This window comes from Blautia hominis, assembly GCA_002270465.1.
GTDB classification, from domain to species: Bacteria; Bacillota; Clostridia; order Lachnospirales; family Lachnospiraceae; genus Blautia; species Blautia hominis.
In genome coordinates, this window is record NQOF01000002.1 from 474,731 (window position 1) to 493,995 (window position 19,265).

At 50.0% G+C, this 19,265-nt stretch carries 16 protein-coding genes; 14 read left to right on the plus strand and 2 right to left on the minus strand.

The features are described 5' to 3' along the window. Positions 1 to 10 precede the first annotated feature (10 nt). The 3 genes from CI595_RS08125 to amrS are packed head-to-tail and all read left to right on the plus strand — an operon-like array spanning position 11 to position 3,723. Positions 11 to 1,447, plus strand: coding sequence for a phospholipase D family protein (locus CI595_RS08125; RefSeq protein WP_095172769.1), 1,437 nt, complete (start codon positions 11 to 13; stop codon positions 1,445 to 1,447). A gap of 30 nt (positions 1,448 to 1,477) precedes the next feature. Then, positions 1,478 to 2,866 carry an AmmeMemoRadiSam system protein A gene (amrA, locus tag CI595_RS08130; RefSeq protein ID WP_095172770.1) on the plus strand — a complete coding sequence of 463 codons (1,389 nt, stop codon included), beginning with the start codon at positions 1,478 to 1,480 and terminating at the stop codon, positions 2,864 to 2,866. 29 nt (positions 2,867 to 2,895) lie between these two features. Then, a complete protein-coding gene (gene amrS, locus CI595_RS08135; RefSeq protein WP_095172771.1) occupies positions 2,896 to 3,723 on the plus strand; it encodes an AmmeMemoRadiSam system radical SAM enzyme in 828 nt (275 codons plus the stop codon). A gap of 77 nt (positions 3,724 to 3,800) precedes the next feature. Here amrS and CI595_RS08140 read toward each other — a convergent pair whose 3' ends face one another. Next, positions 3,801 to 4,559: a TIGR03915 family putative DNA repair protein gene (locus CI595_RS08140; protein ID WP_095172772.1), complete on the minus strand. Its 759-nt coding sequence runs from the start codon at positions 4,557 to 4,559 to the stop codon at positions 3,801 to 3,803. A 337-nt stretch (positions 4,560 to 4,896) separates the two neighbouring features. Next, complete coding sequence (locus CI595_RS08150) at positions 4,897 to 6,537, minus strand: putative DNA modification/repair radical SAM protein (RefSeq protein ID WP_095172773.1); 1,641 nt, start codon at positions 6,535 to 6,537, stop codon at positions 4,897 to 4,899. A gap of 319 nt (positions 6,538 to 6,856) precedes the next feature. Between CI595_RS08150 and spoIVA the strand changes: the two genes are divergently transcribed. From spoIVA to cobS, 11 genes are all read left to right on the plus strand, one after another. Continuing rightward, entirely contained in the window at positions 6,857 to 8,326 is a 1,470-nt protein-coding gene (gene spoIVA, locus CI595_RS08155) for a stage IV sporulation protein A (RefSeq protein ID WP_095172774.1), read from the plus strand. A gap of 308 nt (positions 8,327 to 8,634) precedes the next feature. Beyond that, a complete protein-coding gene (cbiD, locus tag CI595_RS08165; RefSeq protein WP_095172776.1) occupies positions 8,635 to 9,807 on the plus strand; it encodes a cobalt-precorrin-5B (C(1))-methyltransferase CbiD in 1,173 nt (390 codons plus the stop codon). A gap of 163 nt (positions 9,808 to 9,970) precedes the next feature. Beyond that, positions 9,971 to 10,672, plus strand: coding sequence for a precorrin-2 C(20)-methyltransferase (gene cobI / locus CI595_RS08170; RefSeq protein ID WP_095172777.1), 702 nt, complete (start codon positions 9,971 to 9,973; stop codon positions 10,670 to 10,672). After that, positions 10,669 to 11,433, plus strand: coding sequence for a precorrin-4 C(11)-methyltransferase (gene cobM / locus CI595_RS08175; protein ID WP_095172778.1), 765 nt, complete (start codon positions 10,669 to 10,671; stop codon positions 11,431 to 11,433). Before cobI ends, cobM begins: the two co-directional genes overlap by 4 nt. Further along, positions 11,430 to 12,548, plus strand: a complete 1,119-nt coding sequence (locus CI595_RS08180) for a cobalt-precorrin 5A hydrolase (protein WP_095172779.1) — start codon at positions 11,430 to 11,432, stop codon at positions 12,546 to 12,548. Before cobM ends, CI595_RS08180 begins: the two co-directional genes overlap by 4 nt. Further along, positions 12,541 to 13,272 carry a precorrin-3B C(17)-methyltransferase gene (gene cobJ / locus CI595_RS08185; protein WP_095172780.1) on the plus strand — a complete coding sequence of 244 codons (732 nt, stop codon included), beginning with the start codon at positions 12,541 to 12,543 and terminating at the stop codon, positions 13,270 to 13,272. The genes CI595_RS08180 and cobJ overlap by 8 nt, the downstream gene beginning before the upstream one ends. After that, the gene (gene cobK / locus CI595_RS08190) at positions 13,265 to 15,244 is read left to right on the plus strand and encodes a precorrin-6A reductase (RefSeq protein ID WP_095172781.1); all 1,980 of its coding nucleotides are present in this window, start codon (positions 13,265 to 13,267) and stop codon (positions 15,242 to 15,244) included. The genes cobJ and cobK overlap by 8 nt, the downstream gene beginning before the upstream one ends. A gap of 10 nt (positions 15,245 to 15,254) precedes the next feature. Then, a complete protein-coding gene (locus tag CI595_RS08195; protein WP_095172782.1) occupies positions 15,255 to 16,640 on the plus strand; it encodes a cobyrinic acid a,c-diamide synthase CobB in 1,386 nt (461 codons plus the stop codon). Between the two features lie 38 nt (positions 16,641 to 16,678). After that, positions 16,679 to 17,728: a nicotinate-nucleotide--dimethylbenzimidazole phosphoribosyltransferase gene (gene cobT / locus CI595_RS08200; RefSeq protein ID WP_095172783.1), complete on the plus strand. Its 1,050-nt coding sequence runs from the start codon at positions 16,679 to 16,681 to the stop codon at positions 17,726 to 17,728. A gap of 62 nt (positions 17,729 to 17,790) precedes the next feature. Next, complete coding sequence (locus tag CI595_RS08205) at positions 17,791 to 18,354, plus strand: bifunctional adenosylcobinamide kinase/adenosylcobinamide-phosphate guanylyltransferase (RefSeq protein ID WP_095172784.1); 564 nt, start codon at positions 17,791 to 17,793, stop codon at positions 18,352 to 18,354. After that, a complete protein-coding gene (gene cobS, locus CI595_RS08210; RefSeq protein ID WP_095172785.1) occupies positions 18,341 to 19,129 on the plus strand; it encodes an adenosylcobinamide-GDP ribazoletransferase in 789 nt (262 codons plus the stop codon). The genes CI595_RS08205 and cobS overlap by 14 nt, the downstream gene beginning before the upstream one ends. The last annotated feature ends 136 nt before the right edge of the window (positions 19,130 to 19,265 follow it).

The window sequence follows — 19,265 nt, forward strand, 5'->3', positions numbered from 1 at the left end:
GGTGAGAAGAATGAAAAGGTTTAAAATTCGATGGCTGCTGTTTGTGTTGGCGTTTTTTCTGGTTTATCTAATAGCCGGGGCAGTAGGACCGTTTCTTTACTATAAAAAAGTGGCAGAGGAGACAAAAAAGAATTTTTCTGCATCAGACTGTTACAGCGATACTGCAGGTGTGGACAGAGCAATGCTGCTGGAGACAAATAAAAGTGCCTGGGATGAAAGGATTCGCCTGTTTCATCAGGCAAAAGAAAGGATCATACTCTCCACATTTGATATGAGGGATGGAAAGAGTACAAGAGATTTGCTTGCTGTTCTGTATCACAAGGCAGAGGAGGGCATCAAGATAAAGATCCTGGTAGATGGGGTAAGCGGTACGATCCGTATGGAGGAAAATGAACTTTTCTATGCGCTGTCCTCTCATCCGAATGTGGAGATAAAAATATACAATAAACTGAATGTGGCAATGCCGTGGAAGACGCAGGGAAGGATGCACGATAAGTATGTGATCGTAGATGAATTGGCCTATATTCTGGGCGGAAGAAATACCTTTGATTATTTCATCGGAGATTATCCAAACAAGAATATGAGTTACGACAGGGAAGTGCTCATTTATAATACAGATCCTCAACAGCGCCAGGGGGATAAAAGTTCTCTGTATCAGGTGGAAGCGTATTTCAGCCACATGTGGAAGAAAAAAGAATGCAGGTTATTTCATGATGAGGAAAGTCTGAGTAAGGATGAAAAGGTAAAGAGTATGATTGACATGCTCATCAAAAGATATGAGAAGCTGAAGACGAAGAATCCTGACTTATTCAAGCCCTGTGACTATGACTTGATGACCTGTGAGACCAACAAAGTGACACTACTTTCAAATCCCACAGGGATATATGGGAAGGAACCGGTATTATTTTATGAGCTGTCCGAATTGATGAAACAGGCAAAAGAAAGGGTTATCATCCATACGCCCTATGTAGTCCTGAACGGATATATGAAGAGGGAATTGACAGAGATCGCAGGAAAGGTTCCGGATAGCAGGATGGTGATCAATTCTGTGGAAAACGGTGACAATTTTATGGCATCCAGCGATTACCTGTACAGGAAGAAAGGTGTTTATAATACAGGTCTGTCTCTGCTGGAGTATGACGGCGGAGTCTCTTATCACGGGAAGTCTGTTGTGATCGATGAGGATATGTCAATTATCGGTTCTTACAACATGGACCTTCGGAGCACGTATGTGGATACAGAACTGATGCTGGCAGTGCAGAGTAAAGAACTTACGGAGGAATTGACCGGATATATGGATGCGATGGAAAAAGACTGCCGTGTTGTGACCGGACCGGATACCTATGAAGTACCGGTACATATCCGGGTGGAAGAAATAGGGGTTTGGAAAAAGATTGCAATGCGGGTAGTCGGTTTGATCATGCAGCCGTTTCGTAGTTTAGTGTAAAGAATATCAAAAGGAAAGGAGCTGGATATTATGTCCATACGCGGTGCTGTTATGGTGCCTCATCCTCCGCTTATTATACCGGAGGTAGGAAGAGGGCAGGAAAGAGGAATCGTAGATACGATCGCAGCATACGAGAAAGCCGCGCAGCATGTGGCAAAGCTTTGTCCGGATACCGTTGTGGTGACAACTCCCCATTTTGTCATGTATGCGGATTATTTTCACATCTCTCCGGGGAGGGGAGCATCCGGGAATTTTGGAGAGTTTGGGGCAAAGGAGGTACGGATTGAGGCGGAATACGATATGGAACTGCGCAGTCAGCTCTGCGGACTTCTGGACAGGGACGGATTTATGGCGGGAACCAGAGGAGAACGGGACCCCAGGCTGGACCATGCCACTATGATCCCACTGTATTTTCTGAAAAAGCACAATGTCAGATGCCGAGTGCTGAGGATTGGATTGTCAGGGCAGCCATTGGAAGCCCATTATCGGCTGGGGCAGTATATCAGTCAGGCGGCAGATATATTGGGCAGAGATGTGGTCATGATCGCAAGCGGTGATTTATCCCATAAGCTTTTAAAGGAGGGTCCTTATGGTTATCAGAAGGAAGGACCGGAATATGATGGAAGAATCATGCAGGTTATGGGAGCCGGAAATTTTGGAGAATTATTTGGTTTCCAGGATGATTTCTGTGAGAAAGCAGCAGAGTGCGGCCACAGATCCTTTGTGATCATGGCAGGAGCTTTAGATGGAAAATCAGTAAAAACAGAGCGCTTGTCTTATGAAGGTCCCTTTGGAGTCGGGTATGGAATCTGTACTTATGAGGCTTTTGGTAAGGATGACACCAGATCGTATCTCAGGCAGTATGAAAAAATGCAGAGAGAAAATCTGGAGCATAAAAAGGCGGCTGAAGATATCTATGTGAAACTGGCGAGAAACTCTTTGGAGACTTATGTGAGAACAGGTAAAAAAGTTACAGTACCGGATAATCTGCCAAAAGAACTTTGTTTGAGGCGCGCAGGTGTGTTCGTCTCGCTTAAAATGCATGAAAGGCTGCGCGGATGTATCGGAACTATCTCTCCTGTAACAGATTCCGTGGCAGAGGAGATTGTGGAGAATGCTGTCAGCGCAGGGTGCCGTGATCCAAGATTTCCGCCTGTCAGGGAGGCGGAACTAGATAAGCTGGTTTACAGTGTGGATGTGTTGGGAGATACAGAAATCGTATCATCGGCAATGGAACTGGATGTGAAAGAGTATGGTGTGATCGTGAGTAAGGGAAGGAAGAGAGGTCTTCTGCTCCCGAATCTGGAGGGCGTGGATACCGTGGAGGAACAGATATTGATTGCCAAGCAGAAAGCTGGTATTGATGAATGGGAGGAGGGTGTAAAACTGGAGCGGTTCCGGGTAGTCAGACACACGTGAAGATATGAAAGGAATGAGGGGAGCGTCTTATGAGTACAACGTGCAGAGTATGCATGCATCACTGCAGGCTGGAAGAGGGAAAGACAGGAAGATGCAGGGCAAGAAAAAATGTGGAAGGCAAAATAGAGTCTGTCAATTACGGAATGTGTACGGCTCTTGCGCTGGATCCGGTGGAAAAGAAACCGCTGCAGAGGTTCTGTCCCGGAAAAATGGTTCTATCAGTGGGCAGTTTTGGTTGTAATTTGTCCTGCCCGTTTTGTCAGAATCATGAAATTTCCATGTGTGGGGAGAAGGCGCTTCGCTGTGAATATTTCAGCCCTAAGGAACTGGCCCAACAGGCAGAAAAGCTGAAGGCACGGGGAAATCTTGGTGTTGCATTTACATATAATGAGCCTCTTGTGGGATATGAGTATGTGCGGGATACTGCCAGGGAGGTGAGAAGAAGAGGAATGAAAACGATCCTTGTCACCAATGGGGCATTTACAGAAGAGACAGAGGAAGCCGTGCTGCCTTATATAGATGCTATGAATATTGATCTGAAAGGCTTTACAGAGGCATATTACAAAAAGCTAGGGGGCGATTTGGAAACGGTGAAGGCATTTATAGCAAAGGCTGCCAGAGTATGTCATGTGGAGCTTACAACACTTGTGGTTCCGGGAGAAAATGACTCTGCCGGGGAAATACAGGAACTGGCTGAGTGGGTGGCATCTGTGGATTACGAGATTCCGCTGCATGTGACCAGATTTTTTCCAAGGTGGAGAATGACGGACCAAAAGGCAACGGAAGTGGAAGCTGTATACCGCCTGGCCGGGGAGGCAGGCAAGTATCTGAAATACGTTTATACAGGTAACTGCTGAGGGGGACTTTGCTGCCTGCCTCGTCGGCTTCCGCGGGCTTACTGTCCATAACAATAGAATGTGTGCAAAGGCGTTTTCTATTGCTGGAATTCAGGCATATGTTTCCGGTACCAGATTGGGAGCATATTGCGCTGGCAGCGGGGATTTTTGCGCTGTTCGATGCCGATGGTCTGAAAAAAGGATTTCCAGAGGCCAACATATGGGTCGAAGCGGTCTTTTGAGGCTTCCATGTAGGTAAGTTCTTCAGGTGATACAGGGGTTAGGAAGTAGTCGCTGTCGGCAGGATGTACAACAGACAGCATCCGTGTCTTGTCCACGATCATCCAGTGCTCTGAGGGCATACGGTCTTCAAAGTTGGGAGCAAGGATGGTGAGAACATTACATTTTGGTTCAATGATGGACAACAGAATCTGGTTTTTCAGCCGGGAGAAACGGACGAATTCCCGAAACAGGTGTGCTTCATTGGCTACTTTGCGGTTTAGTTCAAAGAGGGCGGAAACGGCGGGATCGCCCAGCATCTGGGAAGTTTTTTCTTTGTAAACAAAGCCCAGGATCATGTAACGGTAGATGATGTCCAGCTTGTCGGGATGGTACGACATGGCGGCACGGTAGATGTCATGGTAGGATTTTTCGGAGATTTTCTGCTGGATGGAACGGATCACTTTTTGGACTTTTTCTTCATCGGGGTCTATGTGGCGGTACTCACAGAAAAGCTCCGGGGACCAGATGGGTTCGGTCCGGAGTTTTATGTTGCTGTGGCCCAGACGGGCGGACCAGGCGTCGTAGATGCAGGTCATCATGGATTCAAAGGTGTCTTGGCAGGTGAATATTACCATGTGGGTGGGCTCCTTTCAAGTGTTTATAAGGGGGGCGGGTGGGAAACTCGGGTGGGAGAGGCCAGGGGCGCCGTGTCTGCGGTGAGCGAAGGGTTCCGCTGGTCCGGAGCTAACCTGCTGCCATTCACTAAGTTCATCGCCAATGGGCTCTTCACTAAGTGACTGGCGCAGGTGGATCTCCGGGCCGCTCCACTGTACATCGCTTACCGCAGACACGGCGCCCCTGGCCTCTCCCACCCGAGTTTCCCTGGGTATTGGCGGTTGAACGGTGTGAAAAAGATAAAAAATAAAAAGATAAAATACAAAAAGATAAAAAATAAAAAGCAAAATAAAAAGATTATAATTGGCCGCTTAGGGTTTTTAGGGGGTCTTCGGGGGCGGGGGTGGTTAGGTTTAGGTCGTCGAAGAGGGAGAGCTGGCGGTAGGTTTGGGGGTGGTCCAGGGACCAGGTGGTCTTTTGGTCGGTGCAGGTGAGCTGGCGGGTGATGAAGTCCTCTTCGATGGGGGTGCGGTAGAGCATTTTACCGCTGCAGGTGATGAAGTATTGGGCGCGTTTTAGGACGACGCCCAGTTTTTTTAGGGCTGGGAAATCCAGACGGTTGGTCCGGCGGGCCTGGACAATCCGATAGGCGGATTTGTTGCCCAGGCCGGGGACTTTCAGCAGGTCTTCGTAAGATGCAGTCTGGATCTCAATGGGAAACAGTTCCAGGTGGCGCAGAGCCCAGTCGCACTTGGGATCCAGGAGGATGTTGAAGTTTGGGCGGCCGGGGTCTAAAAGGTCCTCTGCATGGAAACCGTAAAAACGCAGAAGCCAGTCTGCCTGGTACAGACGGTGTTCTCTTAGGAGGGGCGGGGCTGTGTCCAGGGAGGGAAGGCTGGAGTCTTCGTTCAGCGGAACATAAGCGGAAAAGAAGACTCGTTTTAAATCAAACTGCTGATACAGGGATTGGGTCACCTGCAAGAGCTGGTAGTCGTTTTCCGGGGTGGCGCCGATGATCATCTGGGTGCTCTGGCCTGCAGGGACAAAGGAGCGGCTTTGGGCCGCAGGCAAGGCGGGGGCGTCCTGGCGGAAATAGAAGGACGGACTTCCCGCAAAGGAAGAGGGCGCGGTCATGTTCCGGGAGTCGGAAGGGCGGATGACGGAGGAAGTTACCGTGGTTTCCGTATTTCCTGACAGGGGTGAAGGCGCAGGGGTGGCGGAATGCGGACCGCCAGAGGCCAGAGGACCGTTTAAGGTTCCGGAGCGGGAAGTGCCGGTGATGGTGTCCTGCGTTTCTTTTTTTGCTTTGAAGATGGAATTGGGGAGGTAGCGGTTGGCGCTGCTTCGTTCCATCTGGGCAGACTTGCCGATGGAGAGGCGGTAGTCTGTGATGCCGTGCTGAATCTGCTTTATGGGTTTTAGTATGTTTTCATGGCTTTTTCCGGGAGCCAGGGCCTGGAGAGACTCTCTGGTGGGTAGTTCCATGTTGACACTCATGCGGTCAGCCAGATAGCCGATCTGTTCGATGATCTCCGGGGCGGCTCCGGGTACAGCTTTGGCGTGGATATAGCCGCGGAAATGGTATTTGGTGCGCAGCAGATAAAGGCTCCGGTACATAAGCTCCATCGTGTAGGTGGGATTCTTTACTACGCCGGAGCTGAGGAAGAGGCCTTCTATATAGTTTCTTTTATAAAATTCCACGGTGAGGCTGCAGATTTCGTCCGGGGTGAAGGTGGTGCGTACCTTATCGTTGGAGCGGCGGTTCAGACAGTATTTGCAGTCATAGATGCACTCATTGGATAATAGTATTTTTAAAAGGGAGATACAGCGTCCGTCGGAGGCAAAGCTGTGGCAGATGCCGGCAGCTACGGAATTGCCCAGACTGCCCTTTTCCCCGCGGCGGTCAGAGCCGCTGGAGGTACAGGCCACATCGTATTTGGCTGCATCGGATAATATTTTCAATTTTTCTTCCAGAGTCAGGGATGATGATAAGTACATAGTGATCAAATCCTTCCGAATATATGTTCTGATTACAGAATAACACAGCGGCAAAAAAGTGTCAAGAACAAATGTTCGATATCGAAAATCCCGAGGCAGCCGGCGCGATTTGGGGCAGAACGCTCCATATCTGTGTATCGCGAAGCTTGTTACTGTTTACAGAACTGCGTTTTTTGCTGGCTGTGAATAGTAACGCTTTTTGTTCTTGTTCGCGGTACTGCGTTTTTTCAGGGCTGTGACAGTAACGTTTTTTGAAAGAAAGGGAATATCTGAGGGGCCGGGAGCATATAATTTAGCAGTACGATAAGGGGGTATTTTCATGGATACATATAACATTTATAAAGACATACAAGCCCGCACCAGAGGAGAAATTTACATAGGGGTAGTGGGACCGGTACGGACGGGAAAGTCCACGTTCGTCCGCCGCTTTATGGAGCTGGCGGCACTGCCCAACATGGAAGAGACAGCACAGAAAGAGGTAAGGGACCAGCTTCCTTTGAGCGGTTCCGGAAAACTGATCACCACGGTGGAGCCAAAATTCATTCCAAAAGATGCCGCTAAAATTAAGATCGGTGATGATGTGACTGCGAAAATACGTCTTATCGACTGTGTGGGGTATATGGTGCCCGATGCAGCAGGAAACATGGAGGACGGCAAGGAGCGTATGGTGAAGACGCCCTGGTTCGGCTATGAGATACCTTTCCATCAGGCAGCGGAGACAGGCACAAAAAAGGTGATCGAGGAGCACTCCAACATCGGCCTGGTCATCACATGTGACGGCTCTTTTGGAGAGATTCCCAGGAATAATTACATAGAGAGTGAGGAGAAAACCGTTGCGGAGCTTAAAAAAGCGGGAAAGCCGTTTTTGATCCTGGTAAATTCCCAGAAGCCCTACAAGGAGGAGACACTTGCTCTGTGTGAGGAGCTGAAACAGAAGTACCAGGCAGGTGTCCTCAGTGTAAACTGTGAGCAGCTGCGCAGGGACGACGTGACAAGGATCATGGAAAAGGTGTTATATGAGTTCCCTATTGTGCAGATGGAATTTTTTATTCCGAAATGGGTGGAGATCCTTCCCACAGACCATTACCTGAAGGCAGAACTGTTAAGCTGTATCCGGGAACTTATGGGAAAGATGAAATATGTGAAGGATGCCACCAGGGATAAGATGGTCCTCAAGTCCCAGTATGTGCGCAATCTGGTACCGGAAGCCCTGGATCTGTCCACCGGCAAAGTGCGGATACGGGTGGATATGGATGAGAACTGGTATTATGCAGTTCTAAGTGAAATGACCGGAGTTTCTATTTCAGATGAGTATGAGCTGATCCACACCATGCAGGAGCTGGCTAAGATGAAGGAAGAATATGTGAAGGTGCGTGAAGCAATCTCCTCTGTCAGGGGGAAAGGCTACGGTGTGGTGACCCCAGATAAATCGGAGATCAGGCTGGAAGAGCCCATGGTTATCAAACAGGGCAGCAAATACGGCGTGAAGATCAAGTCAGTCAGCCCGTCCATCCATATGATACGGGCCAATATTGAGACAGAGATCGCACCCATCGTGGGTAGTGAGGAGCAGGCAAAAGATCTGATCGAATATATCAAGACCAGTGATGAGCGGCAGGAGAGCATCTGGCAGACCAATATTTTTGGCAAATCCATCGGACAGCTGGTGGAGGACGGCATTCACACCAAGCTGGTACAGATCAGTGATGAAAGCCAGGTAAAACTCCAGGATACCATGCAGAAAATTGTCAATGACAGCAAAGGCGGGCTGGTCTGCATCATCATCTGACAGAACTTCTTTTTACATTGACTTTTCCTAGGGAAAATTATATAATTACAACAGTGATTATATGACCCGGAAACGTTACGGAAGCAGGTGAAATTCCTGTGCAAGTCCGTTACTGTACAGCCAGATACGTGCGGAGCCGGAGATGGGGACGTCTGCGGCAACCGGACAGTTCAAGACAACAGGATAAGTGTATCATTTTTATTCTGCTGTAACCCAAAAGAGAAAAGATCCGTTGTCAGTTTTCTGGCAGCGGTTTTTATTTTAGAAAGAAAAGCGGCAGACTTTGGCCGATTCGGAGACAAGTACATATGACACATAAGACTGGTTTGGAAGACTATTACATTATCAGGAATAATAAGAAAATGCGTTTTGGCTACACGACCGGAACATGTGCAGCCGCGGCCTCTAAAGCTGCAGTGCAGATGCTTTTGTCAGGAGAGGAGATCCGGGAGATCCCTTTTTTGACACCCAAAGGAATACGGCTGAATCTGGAGATCGGGCATATTGAAAAAGGGGAGGATCATGTGTCCTGCGCCGTGCGTAAGGATGCGGGAGATGATCCGGATATGACGGATGGCCTGGAGATTCTTTCCCGGGTAAGGAAAACAGGGGAAGCAAAGATCGTGCTTGACGGCGGATCCGGGGTGGGACGTGTGACAAAAAAGGGTTTGGAGCAGCCGGTCGGAAATGCGGCGATCAACAAAATACCCCGCAGTATGATCCTGAAAGCAGTGGAGGATGTCTGCTCAGAGTATGATTATGAGGGCGGCCTGGAAATCATCATAAGTGTCCCGGGAGGGGAGGAGGCAGCAAAAAAAACCTTCAACCCTAGACTTGGCATTCAGGGCGGTATCTCCATATTGGGGACCTCCGGTATTGTGGAGCCTATGAGTGAAAGCGCACTGATAAAGACCATAGAAGTGGAAATGCGCCAGCGGGTGGAAAACGGCAGCCGTTTTCTTCTGGTGACCCCCGGCAATTATGGCTCCGCATATCTGAAGGAGCATATGGACCTTCCCCTTGAGGAAGCCATGAAATGCAGCAACTACGTGGGTGAGACGATTGACATGGCAGTTTCTATGGGAGTGGAAGGCATTCTTTTTGTATCCCATATCGGAAAATTCGTAAAAGTGGCAGCAGGTATCATGAACACCCATTCCCGCTGCGCGGATGCCAGAGCCGAGGTTTTGGCCTCCAATGCCATGCGTGCAGGAATATCCGCTTCTGCGGCGCTTAAAATTTTAAATACAGTCACTACGGATGAGGCCTTGGTCCTTATTGAAAGAGAAGGAAAACTACAGGAGACCATAAAGGAGATAACAGACAGGATCTCTTATTATCTGCATCATCGTGCATACGACAGGATGATGTTGGGCGCTGTTATTTTTTCAAATGAATTCGGTTATCTGGGGGAGACAGAAAAGGCCGGGGAACTGACGGCGCTACTGAGGGAACAGGATATTAAAAAAGAGAACAAGTGATAACTGTTCCGTAGGCCTGTGCATCCACTGCATTGACCGTAAGAAAGCATTCCTCCGTCAGGCAAATGCCATGGCGAAAGGCGATCCTGCATGGTTTATTGTGTGACCTTGAGGATTCCGAACAGTTACAACAAGATACTAAAAGATAAAGGAGATAGTACAGATGAAAGGTATATTATTTGGATTAGGGGTGGGACCGGGAGACCCGGAACTGCTGACACTCAAAGCACTCCGCCTGATAAGGGAAAGCGAAGTCATTGCCGTGCCCGGTAATAACGTAAAGGAGAGTGTGGCTTATAAAATCGTAAAGGGCGCCTATGACGGCCTGGATGAGAAAAAACTCATTCCCGTTGCCATGCCCATGACAAAGGACCCGAAGGTTCTGGAGGCAAATCACGACAAAGCGGCAGACGATGTGGAGGCCTGGCTGAAAGAGGGAAAAAACGTGGCCTTTCTCACCTTGGGAGATCCCACCGTGTATTCTACTTACCTCTATGTACATAAAAGGATTGTGGAGCGCGGATATAAGGCGGAGATCGTAAGCGGCATTACCTCCTTCTGTGCAGTGGCGGCCAGACTGAACATGGGGCTTGTGGAAATGGCAGAGCCTCTTCATGTGATCCCGGCCACGTATAATGCGGATACCATGGATGATATCCTGAAGCTTCCGGGCACAAAGGTGCTGATGAAGACAGGAAAGAAACTGAAACAGGTGCGGGAAAGCATACTGGAAAGCGGACAGGCAGCCGTTATGATCGAGGACTGTGGTATGCCCACAGAAAAAATTTATGAGCGTGCAGAGGATATACCGGAACAGTCCGGTTATTATTCCCTGATCATTGCAAAAGAGAAGGAGACATTATGATACATTTTGTTGGAGCGGGGAGCGGTGCCCCGGATTTAATCACCCTGAGAGGGAAAAAATTTCTGGAGGAAGCAGATGTGATCATCTATGCAGGTTCCCTGGTGAATCCGCAGCTTCTGGAATATGCCAAAGAAGGCTGTGAGATTTTCAACAGTGCCAAAATGACACTGGAGGAAGTGCTGGAGGTTATGCGCAGAGCCGAGAGTGAGAAGAAAATGACCGTGCGCCTCCACACAGGAGATCCCTGTCTGTACGGTGCCATCAGAGAACAGATGGATGTACTGGATGAAGAGGATATTGCCTATGACTACTGTCCCGGTGTAAGTTCCTTTAGCGGGGCTGCAGCAGCCCTGGATCTGGAATATACCCTGCCGAATGTGTCTCAGAGTGTGGTCATTACAAGAATGGCAGGCAGAACCCCTGTGCCGGAAAAAGAGAGCATTGAGTCTTTTGCCGCACACCATGCAACTATGGTGGTATTTTTGAGCACAGGCCTTTTGGAGGAACTTTCCAAACGGCTGATCGCAGGCGGTTATACTGCAGATACGCCGGCTGCCATTGTATACAAGGCTACCTGGGAGGATGAGAAATCCTTTGTCTGTACGGTGGGTACCCTGGCTGAGACTGCCAGAGAGAACCATATCACCAAGACGGCACTTATGATCATCGGCGATGTGGTGGCACACAACGGGTATGACCGTTCCAAATTATATGATCCCGGATTTACAACAGAATTCAGAAAGGGTACGGATTCCATATGAAAGTTTCCATTATCAGCTTCAGCCGTGCGGGATACCGTCTGAGCGAAATGCTCTACTGGGTGATGAAAGAGCGCGGGTATGAGGTGGAGTCATATACAAAAAGCAAATATACGAAAAAAGTCATGGACGAGTCACAGCTTGAGGTGGATGATAGATCCTTCCGCAATGTGAAGCAGTTTGCAAAGCCGGTGGATGCCTCCATTAAAGAGTGGGCAGGCAGGAGGTTCCAGGATTCCGACGCCATTGTGTTTGTGGGGGCCTGCGGAATCGCTGTGCGCAGCATTGCTCCTTTTGTGACCAGCAAGAAGATAGACCCGGCTGTCATTGTGGTGGACGAGCAGGGCGGTTTTGCCATTTCCCTGCTTTCCGGTCATATCGGAGGAGCCAATGAACTCACGGAAGAGATCGCCGATATCCTTCACGCCACACCGGTCATAACTACAGCGACGGACATCAATAAAAAGTTCGCAGTGGATGTGTTTGCCAGAAAAAACGGGTGCTATATCTCTGACATGGATCTGGCGAAAGAGATATCAGCCGCGCTTGTGGATGGAAAGGAAGTGGGATTTGCCAGCGATTTTCCGTGGATCGGGGACATTCCCTCTGAATTGGTGCTCCTGGATGAGGAAAAAGAGAAGCCGGAAATCGGTATCTATGTGACAAACAGTTACCAGAAACATCCCTTTGTCCACACGCTGTATCTGGTGCCCAGAGTGGTGACTGTGGGCGTGGGCTGCAGAAAGGATACCCCAAAGGAAACGGTGGAACGGGTCATCAGAAGAGCCTGTGATGAACTTCTGGTCCCCTCTGTATCCATGGAGCGGGTGGCCAGCATTGATCTGAAAAAAGATGAGGCGGGCATTATCGGTTACTGCCGGGACAGAAATCTGCCTTTTGTGACTTACGCAAAGGAAGAATTGGCTTTGGTGGAAGGTACCTTTGCGGAGTCAAGATTTGTGGAAGAGGTCACAGGTGTTGACAATGTCTGTGAACGGAGTGCAGTCCTCGGCAGCAGCCAGGACGGTGTGAAGAGTATGCTGATCTTAAGAAAATACGCGGAGGACGGCGTGACCGTTGCTCTTGCCAGAAGGAAATGGAGTGTGCATTTTGAATAAATTATACGTGGTAGGCATCGGTCCGGGTGCCTATGAGAAGATGACGATCGAGGCCGCAGAGGCCCTGAAGAACAGTGATGTGATCATTGGATATACCGTGTATGTGGACCTGGTAAAGGACCATTTTCCGGGAAAGGAGTTTCTCACAACGCCCATGAAGAAGGAAGTGGAGCGCTGTGTAATGGCCTTTGAGGAGGCTATGAAAGGAAAGACAGTTGCTATGATCTGCAGCGGGGATGCAGGTGTATACGGCATGGCAGGCCTTATGTATGAGGTGGGCACAGGATATCCTGACGTGGAGCTTTCCATCATTCCGGGGGTCACGGCAGCCACCGGAGGGGCAGCAGTCCTTGGTGCGCCCTTGATCCACGACTTCTGTCTGATCAGCTTAAGCGACCTGCTGACACCATGGGAGAAAATTGAGCGCAGGCTGACAGATGCGGCGCACGGGGATTTTGTGGTCTGCCTGTATAACCCGTCCAGCAAAAAACGCCATGACTACCTGATGAAGGCCTGTGACCTGATGATGAAATATAAGGCAGAAGACACGGTCTGCGGAATCGTGGGCAATATCGGAAGGGAAGGGGAGGAGATGAAGGTCATGACCCTGAAAGAGTTAAGGGAGACAAAAGTGGATATGTTTACCACAGTCTTCGTTGGCAATTCCCAGACAAAGGAGATTGGCGGCAGGATGGTGACGCCCAGAGGTTACAAAAATGTGTAAGGTCCTTGTGTTTGCCGGCACCACGGAAGGACGTAAGATCGCTGAATTTCTGGACAGCCAGTCGATCCCTTCCCATATCTGTGTAGCCACGGAATACGGAGAAGAACTGCTGCCGAAGAGCGGGCGTATGACCGTCTCCCATACCCGCCTCGACAGGGAGGAAATGGAAAGGCTTATGGTGGAGATCCAGGCGGACCCGGTCATTGACGCCACCCATCCCTATGCGGCTGAGGTGACAAAGAATATCCGCGCTGCCTGCGAGAAGGCAGGGTGCCGTTATGTACGGCTTCTTCGCAGCAGCAAAGACAGTGGGGAAAAGAATGATCGGGCAGTTTACGTGTCCAGTGTGGATGAGGCAGCAGAGTATCTGAAGGGCACCCGGGGAAATATTTTGGTGACCACCGGGAGCAAGGAGATCGCAAAATACACAGTCATTCCGGGATATAAGGACAGAGTGTTTGCCAGGGTGCTCTCTTTGGCAAATGTGGCAGAGCAGTGTGCGGCACACGGATTTGAAGGGAGAAACCTGATCTGTATGCAGGGGCCTTTTTCAAAAGAGATGAACAGAGCCATGATCGAGCAGCTTGACTGCAAATACCTGGTCACAAAAATGTCGGGCACTACCGGAGGATATCAGGAAAAACTGGATGCGGCCCGGGAGACAGGCTGTGTGCCTGTGGTGGTGGGAAGGCCTCTTTTGGAGGAAGGGATCTCCCTTTCCCAGTGCAGAAAAATGCTCTGCAGTCAGTTTGCCCTTTGCCCGCCAAAAGAGATCTCTCTTGTGGGGATCGGTGTGGGAAGCCCAATGCTCATGACAGCGGAGGCGCAGCAGGTTCTTGAAAAGGCAGAGCTGGTGATCGGCGCCAGACGTATGGTGGAGGCAGCAGCCCTTGAGGGGCAGGATGTCTGCATAGAGTATGACAGTGATAAGATCAGCAGGTACATAGAGGAACACCCGGAATATGAGAAAATTGCGGTGGTATTGTCCGGGGATGTGGGATTTTACAGCGGCGCCAGAAAACTTCTGGAAAAGCTTTCCGGATATCATGTACAGATCATCTGCGGAATTTCCTCCCTGGTTTATTTTATGGGAAAGATTGGGAAATCCTGGGATGATGCGTTTATCACCAGTGCCCATGGAAGAAAGGCAAATCTTGTGGCAGCCATCCGCACCCATGAGAAGGTGTTCTCCATCCTGGGCAGCAGTGACGGTGTGTCGGCTCTGGCAAAAAAGCTGAAGGAATACAATATGGACCGGGTGCGTCTGTTTGTAGGGGAACAGCTCTCCTATGCCCAGGAAAAGATCCTGACCGGATATCCTGAGGATTTTGTCTCTTATACCGGAGACGCCCTGAGCGTCGTATATGTGGAAAATGAAACATATGTGCCAAGGCCTGCCACCCATGGAATTCGGGATGAGGAATTTGTAAGGGACAAGGTACCCATGACAAAAGAGGAAATACGGACCGTTTCCCTTGCAAAACTAGGTCTTTTAAAAGATTCTGTCTGCTGGGATGTGGGAGCCGGAACCGGTTCGGTCTCTGTGGAAATGGCTCTTCGGGCAGCAGAGGGAAGGGTATATGCCATTGAGAAGAAATCTCTGGCAGCGGAACTGCTTCTGAAAAACAAAATGAAATTTGCTGCAGATAACCTGACCATTGTGGAAGGGGAGGCACCGGAGGTACTTCGCGGCCTGGAGGCACCCACCCATGCGTTTATCGGGGGTTCGTCAGGGAACATGAAAGCGATCATGGAACTTTTGCTCCACAAAAATCCCCGTGTCAGGATCGTGATGAATTGCATTGCTTTGGAGAGTGTGGCGGAAGCCCTGCGGTGTCTGAAGGAACTGCCGGTCACAGACACAGAGGTGGTGCAGCTCAGTGTGGGAAGGGCCAGGAAAGCAGGGCCTTACCATATGATGATGGGGGAAAATCCGATCACCATTATTTCCTGCACAGGGGATATCAGATAGGAGAGATGATATGAAAATACCGCGTGTACTTCTTTGTGCCGGTGCCAGCGGCAGCGGCAAGACTCTGCTCACCTGCGGGATCCTGCAGGTCTTAAAAAACCGTGGGCTTAGGACTGCTTCCTTCAAGTGCGGACCTGACTATATTGACCCTATGTTCCATACAAAAGTCATTGGAACCAAGTCCAGGAACCTGGACACCTTTTTTACGGACGGCGATGTGGTGCGGTACCTGCTTGCAAAGAACAGCTGCGATATGGATATTGCGGTCATGGAAGGCGTCATGGGGTATTATGACGGGGTGGGCGGAATCACCAGCAAAGCCAGCGCCTACGAACTGGCCAATGTAACGGAGACCCCTGCGGTCCTGATCGTGAACTGCCGGGGTATGAGCGTATCTGTGCTCCCTTACATCAAGGGATTTGCGGAATACAAAAAAGACAGCCGGATCGCAGGTGTGATCCTGAACCAGATGACAGCCATGTTGTATCCAAGGGTGAAAAAAATGATCGAGGAGGAACTTTCCATACCTGTCCTGGGATATGTCCCCAAAGTGGAGGACTGTGTTCTTGAAAGCCGCCACCTGGGTCTTGTAATGCCGGAGGAAGTGGAGGGGTTCCGGGAAAAGCTTATGAAGCTGGCCGGAATTTTGGAGCAGACACTCTGTGTGGATAAAATCCTTGAGATCGCCGGAAATGCCCCTGAGATTTCACCCAAAAGGCCATGGAAGGAGGACAGCGCCTATGCGTTTTGTCTGCCGGAGAAGGTGAGGATCGGAATCGCCAGGGATGAGGCGTTTTGCTTTGTCTATGAGGACAATCTAAAGCTTTTGGAGCAGATGGGAGCAGAGATCGTATATTTTTCTCCTATCCATGACAAGCGGCTGCCCGAGGGGCTTTGCGGCCTGATCTTTTACGGTGGGTATCCGGAGCTTTTGGGCAAAGAGCTGGAGGATAATTATTCTGTTCGCCGGGCCATTCTGGCAGAATATCAGAGAGGGATCCCTGTTCTGGCAGAGTGCGGGGGATTTATGTACCTCCACGAGTCCATGGAGGATATGGACAAAAATCCATGTGACGGTGTGGGCATCATACCGGGCCATGCGTACAGGACAGAAAAACTGGGACGGTTCGGGTATGTGACACTCACCCAGAGGGAGGGAACCGTTTTTGGAAAAAGGATTGGGAAGAGTCCGGCCCATGAGTTCCATTACTTTGATTCCACCTCCTGCGGAGAAGACTTTCTGGCAGAGAAGCCTATGAGCAGCAGGTCCTGGAGCTGCCTGCACGCTTCCGACCATCTGCTGGCAGGATTTCCCCATTTTTATTACTATGGAAATCCCAAGCTGCCGCAGGCGTTTCTGGAGAAGTGCCTAGAGTACAGAAGAACAGGAAAATAAAGGAAATAGAAATATACAGAGGAAGAGAGGAAAGGAACATGAAACTGGAAGAGGCTTTAAAAAGGATTGAACCGGTCAATGAGAAAGTGATGGAGGAGAGCAGGAAGCGCTGGGACAGCATCGCGCATCCCCTTCACAGCCTGGGTAAGCTGGAGGACCTTCTGGTACAGATCACCGGTATCACGGGATGCCTGGATATCCATCTGGAAAAGAAAGCACTTGTCCCCATGTGTGCGGACAATGGTGTGGTTGAGGAGGGCGTGACCCAGACCGGTCAGGAGATCACAGCCCTTGTGGCAGAGAACTTCCTGCAGACAAAAGCGGTTTCCAGTATTATGTGTAAAACCGTTGGCGCGGAAATCTTCCCTGTAGATGTAGGGGTGGCAAAAGAGGTAAGCATCTTAAACCGCAAGATTGCCTACGGGACAAAAAATATGACAAAGGAGCCGGCCATGACAAGGCAGCAGGCCATCCGGGCCATTGAGACGGGCATCGAGATGGTGGAAATGCTGAAAGAAAAGGGCTATGGCGTGATCGCCACCGGTGAGATGGGAATCGGAAATACCACCACCAGCAGTGCGGTGGCTTCTGTGCTCCTTGATATGCCTGTGGAGAACATGACAGGCCGCGGCGCGGGACTTTCCAGTGAGGGACTGAACCGTAAGATCAATGCGATCAAAAAGGCTGTTGAGGTAAACAAACCGGATAAAAATGATGCGATTGATGTGGTGGCAAAAGTGGGCGGATTTGATATCGCAGCCATTGCCGGACTGTTTTTGGGCGGCGCTGCCCTTAAGATCCCGGTGGTGATAGACGGTGTCATTTCAGCTACTGGCGCGCTGGTTGCAGCCGGAATCTGCCCCACTGCGAAACAATATATGATTGCCAGCCATGTATCCAAAGAGCCTGCGGGCCATCTGCTCCTTGAGGCTCTCGGAAAGGAAGCCTGTCTTCACTGTGACATGTGCCTGGGAGAGGGGACAGGAGCAGTGGCGTTCTTCCCGCTTCTGGATATCGCAACAGCGGTATTTTACGGCATGAGTGATTTCGGCGGTATCGGTATGGATGCTTACGTGCCTTTAGATTGATCCACGGGAAGGTTACCATGTGACGGGTCATAGGCCGCTGTACCGGGAGATTGGAGCAAATTATGATAACTTTGGTGACAGGGGGAAGCGGGAGCGGAAAATCAGCCTTTGCGGAGGATGTGCTGACAGGATTCGGCGATGGCGACAGGATTTATATAGCTACCATGTACCCCTTTGATGAGGAGAGCAAGAAGCGTGTGGAACGCCACAGGCGTATGCGTGCGGAAAAGAAATTTACAACGATAGAGTGTTACACAGGGCTTAAAAACGTGCAGGTGCCAAAAGGCGCCTGCGTACTTCTGGAATGCTTGTCCAACCTGACAGCCAATGAGATGTTTCAGGAAGACGGTGCCGGGAGCCGGACGGTGGAGGCGGTTCTGGAGGGCATTGCCTCCCTGGAAGCACAGGCAGCGGAGCTGGTGGTCGTGACAAATGAGATTTTTTCAGACGGGATCGAGTATGATGAGGAGACCAGGCAGTACCAGAAATATCTGGGGGAGATCAACCGGGAAACAGCACGCCGGGCCTGCCAGGTCACAGAGGTCGTGTATGGACTGCCCCTCACATACAAGAGCAGGACAGATAAAAATGACAGGATGGGGGAAATGTGTGATGAGACAGAGTAAGGCGGGACAATTTTGGAACAGTTTTAAGATAGCGTTTTCCATGTATTCCAAGATTCCCATGCCACAGAGTGAATGGACAAAGGAAAATATGCGCTATGTCATGTGCTTTTTTCCATTGATCGGCGTGGTGATCGGAGTTCTCTCCTGGCTCTGGGGGACATATGCCCCAAACGTTCTGGACAGCCGTGTTTTTATGACAATAGTTCTGCTTTTGATACCCGTTGCCATAAGCGGCGGCATTCACTTGGACGGCCTTCTGGATACCTCGGATGCCCTGAATTCCTATCAACCCAGGGAGAAGAAACTGGAAATATTAAAAGATTCCAATGCAGGCGCCTTTGCCATTATTGTGGGTATCTGCTATTTTCTTCTGTATTTTGGTGTCTACAGTGAGATGACGAGTGCGGGGCTTCCGGTGGTGTGTTTGGGATTTGTTCTCTCAAGAGGGATGGGGGCTTTTTCCATCGCATCCTTTCCCATGGCCAAAAATACAGGGCTTGCGGCAGCTTTTTCAGATGGTGCCCAAAAACAAGCGGTCAGGGTGGTTTCCGTATTATTCTCTCTGGCAGCGGCAGTCCTGATGATCCTTTATCAGCCGGTTATTGGCGGAGCTGCCGTTCTGGGCGCCGGGCTGGAATACCTGTACTACTACCGCATGTCCATGAAACAGTTTGGGGGGATCACGGGGGATCTGGCTGGTTTCCATATGCAGATTTGTGAACTTGCCATTGCCCTGTTCGCAGTGGCCGGTGAGGTGATCGTGCGTCATCTATAAAGCCATTGTTACTATTCACAGTCCTGCAAAAAACGCAGTTCTGTAAACAGTAACACGCTTCGCGATGCACAGATATGAAGCATTCTGCCCCATATCGCGCTGGCTGCCTCGGAATTTTCATACGCAAGCGCATAAA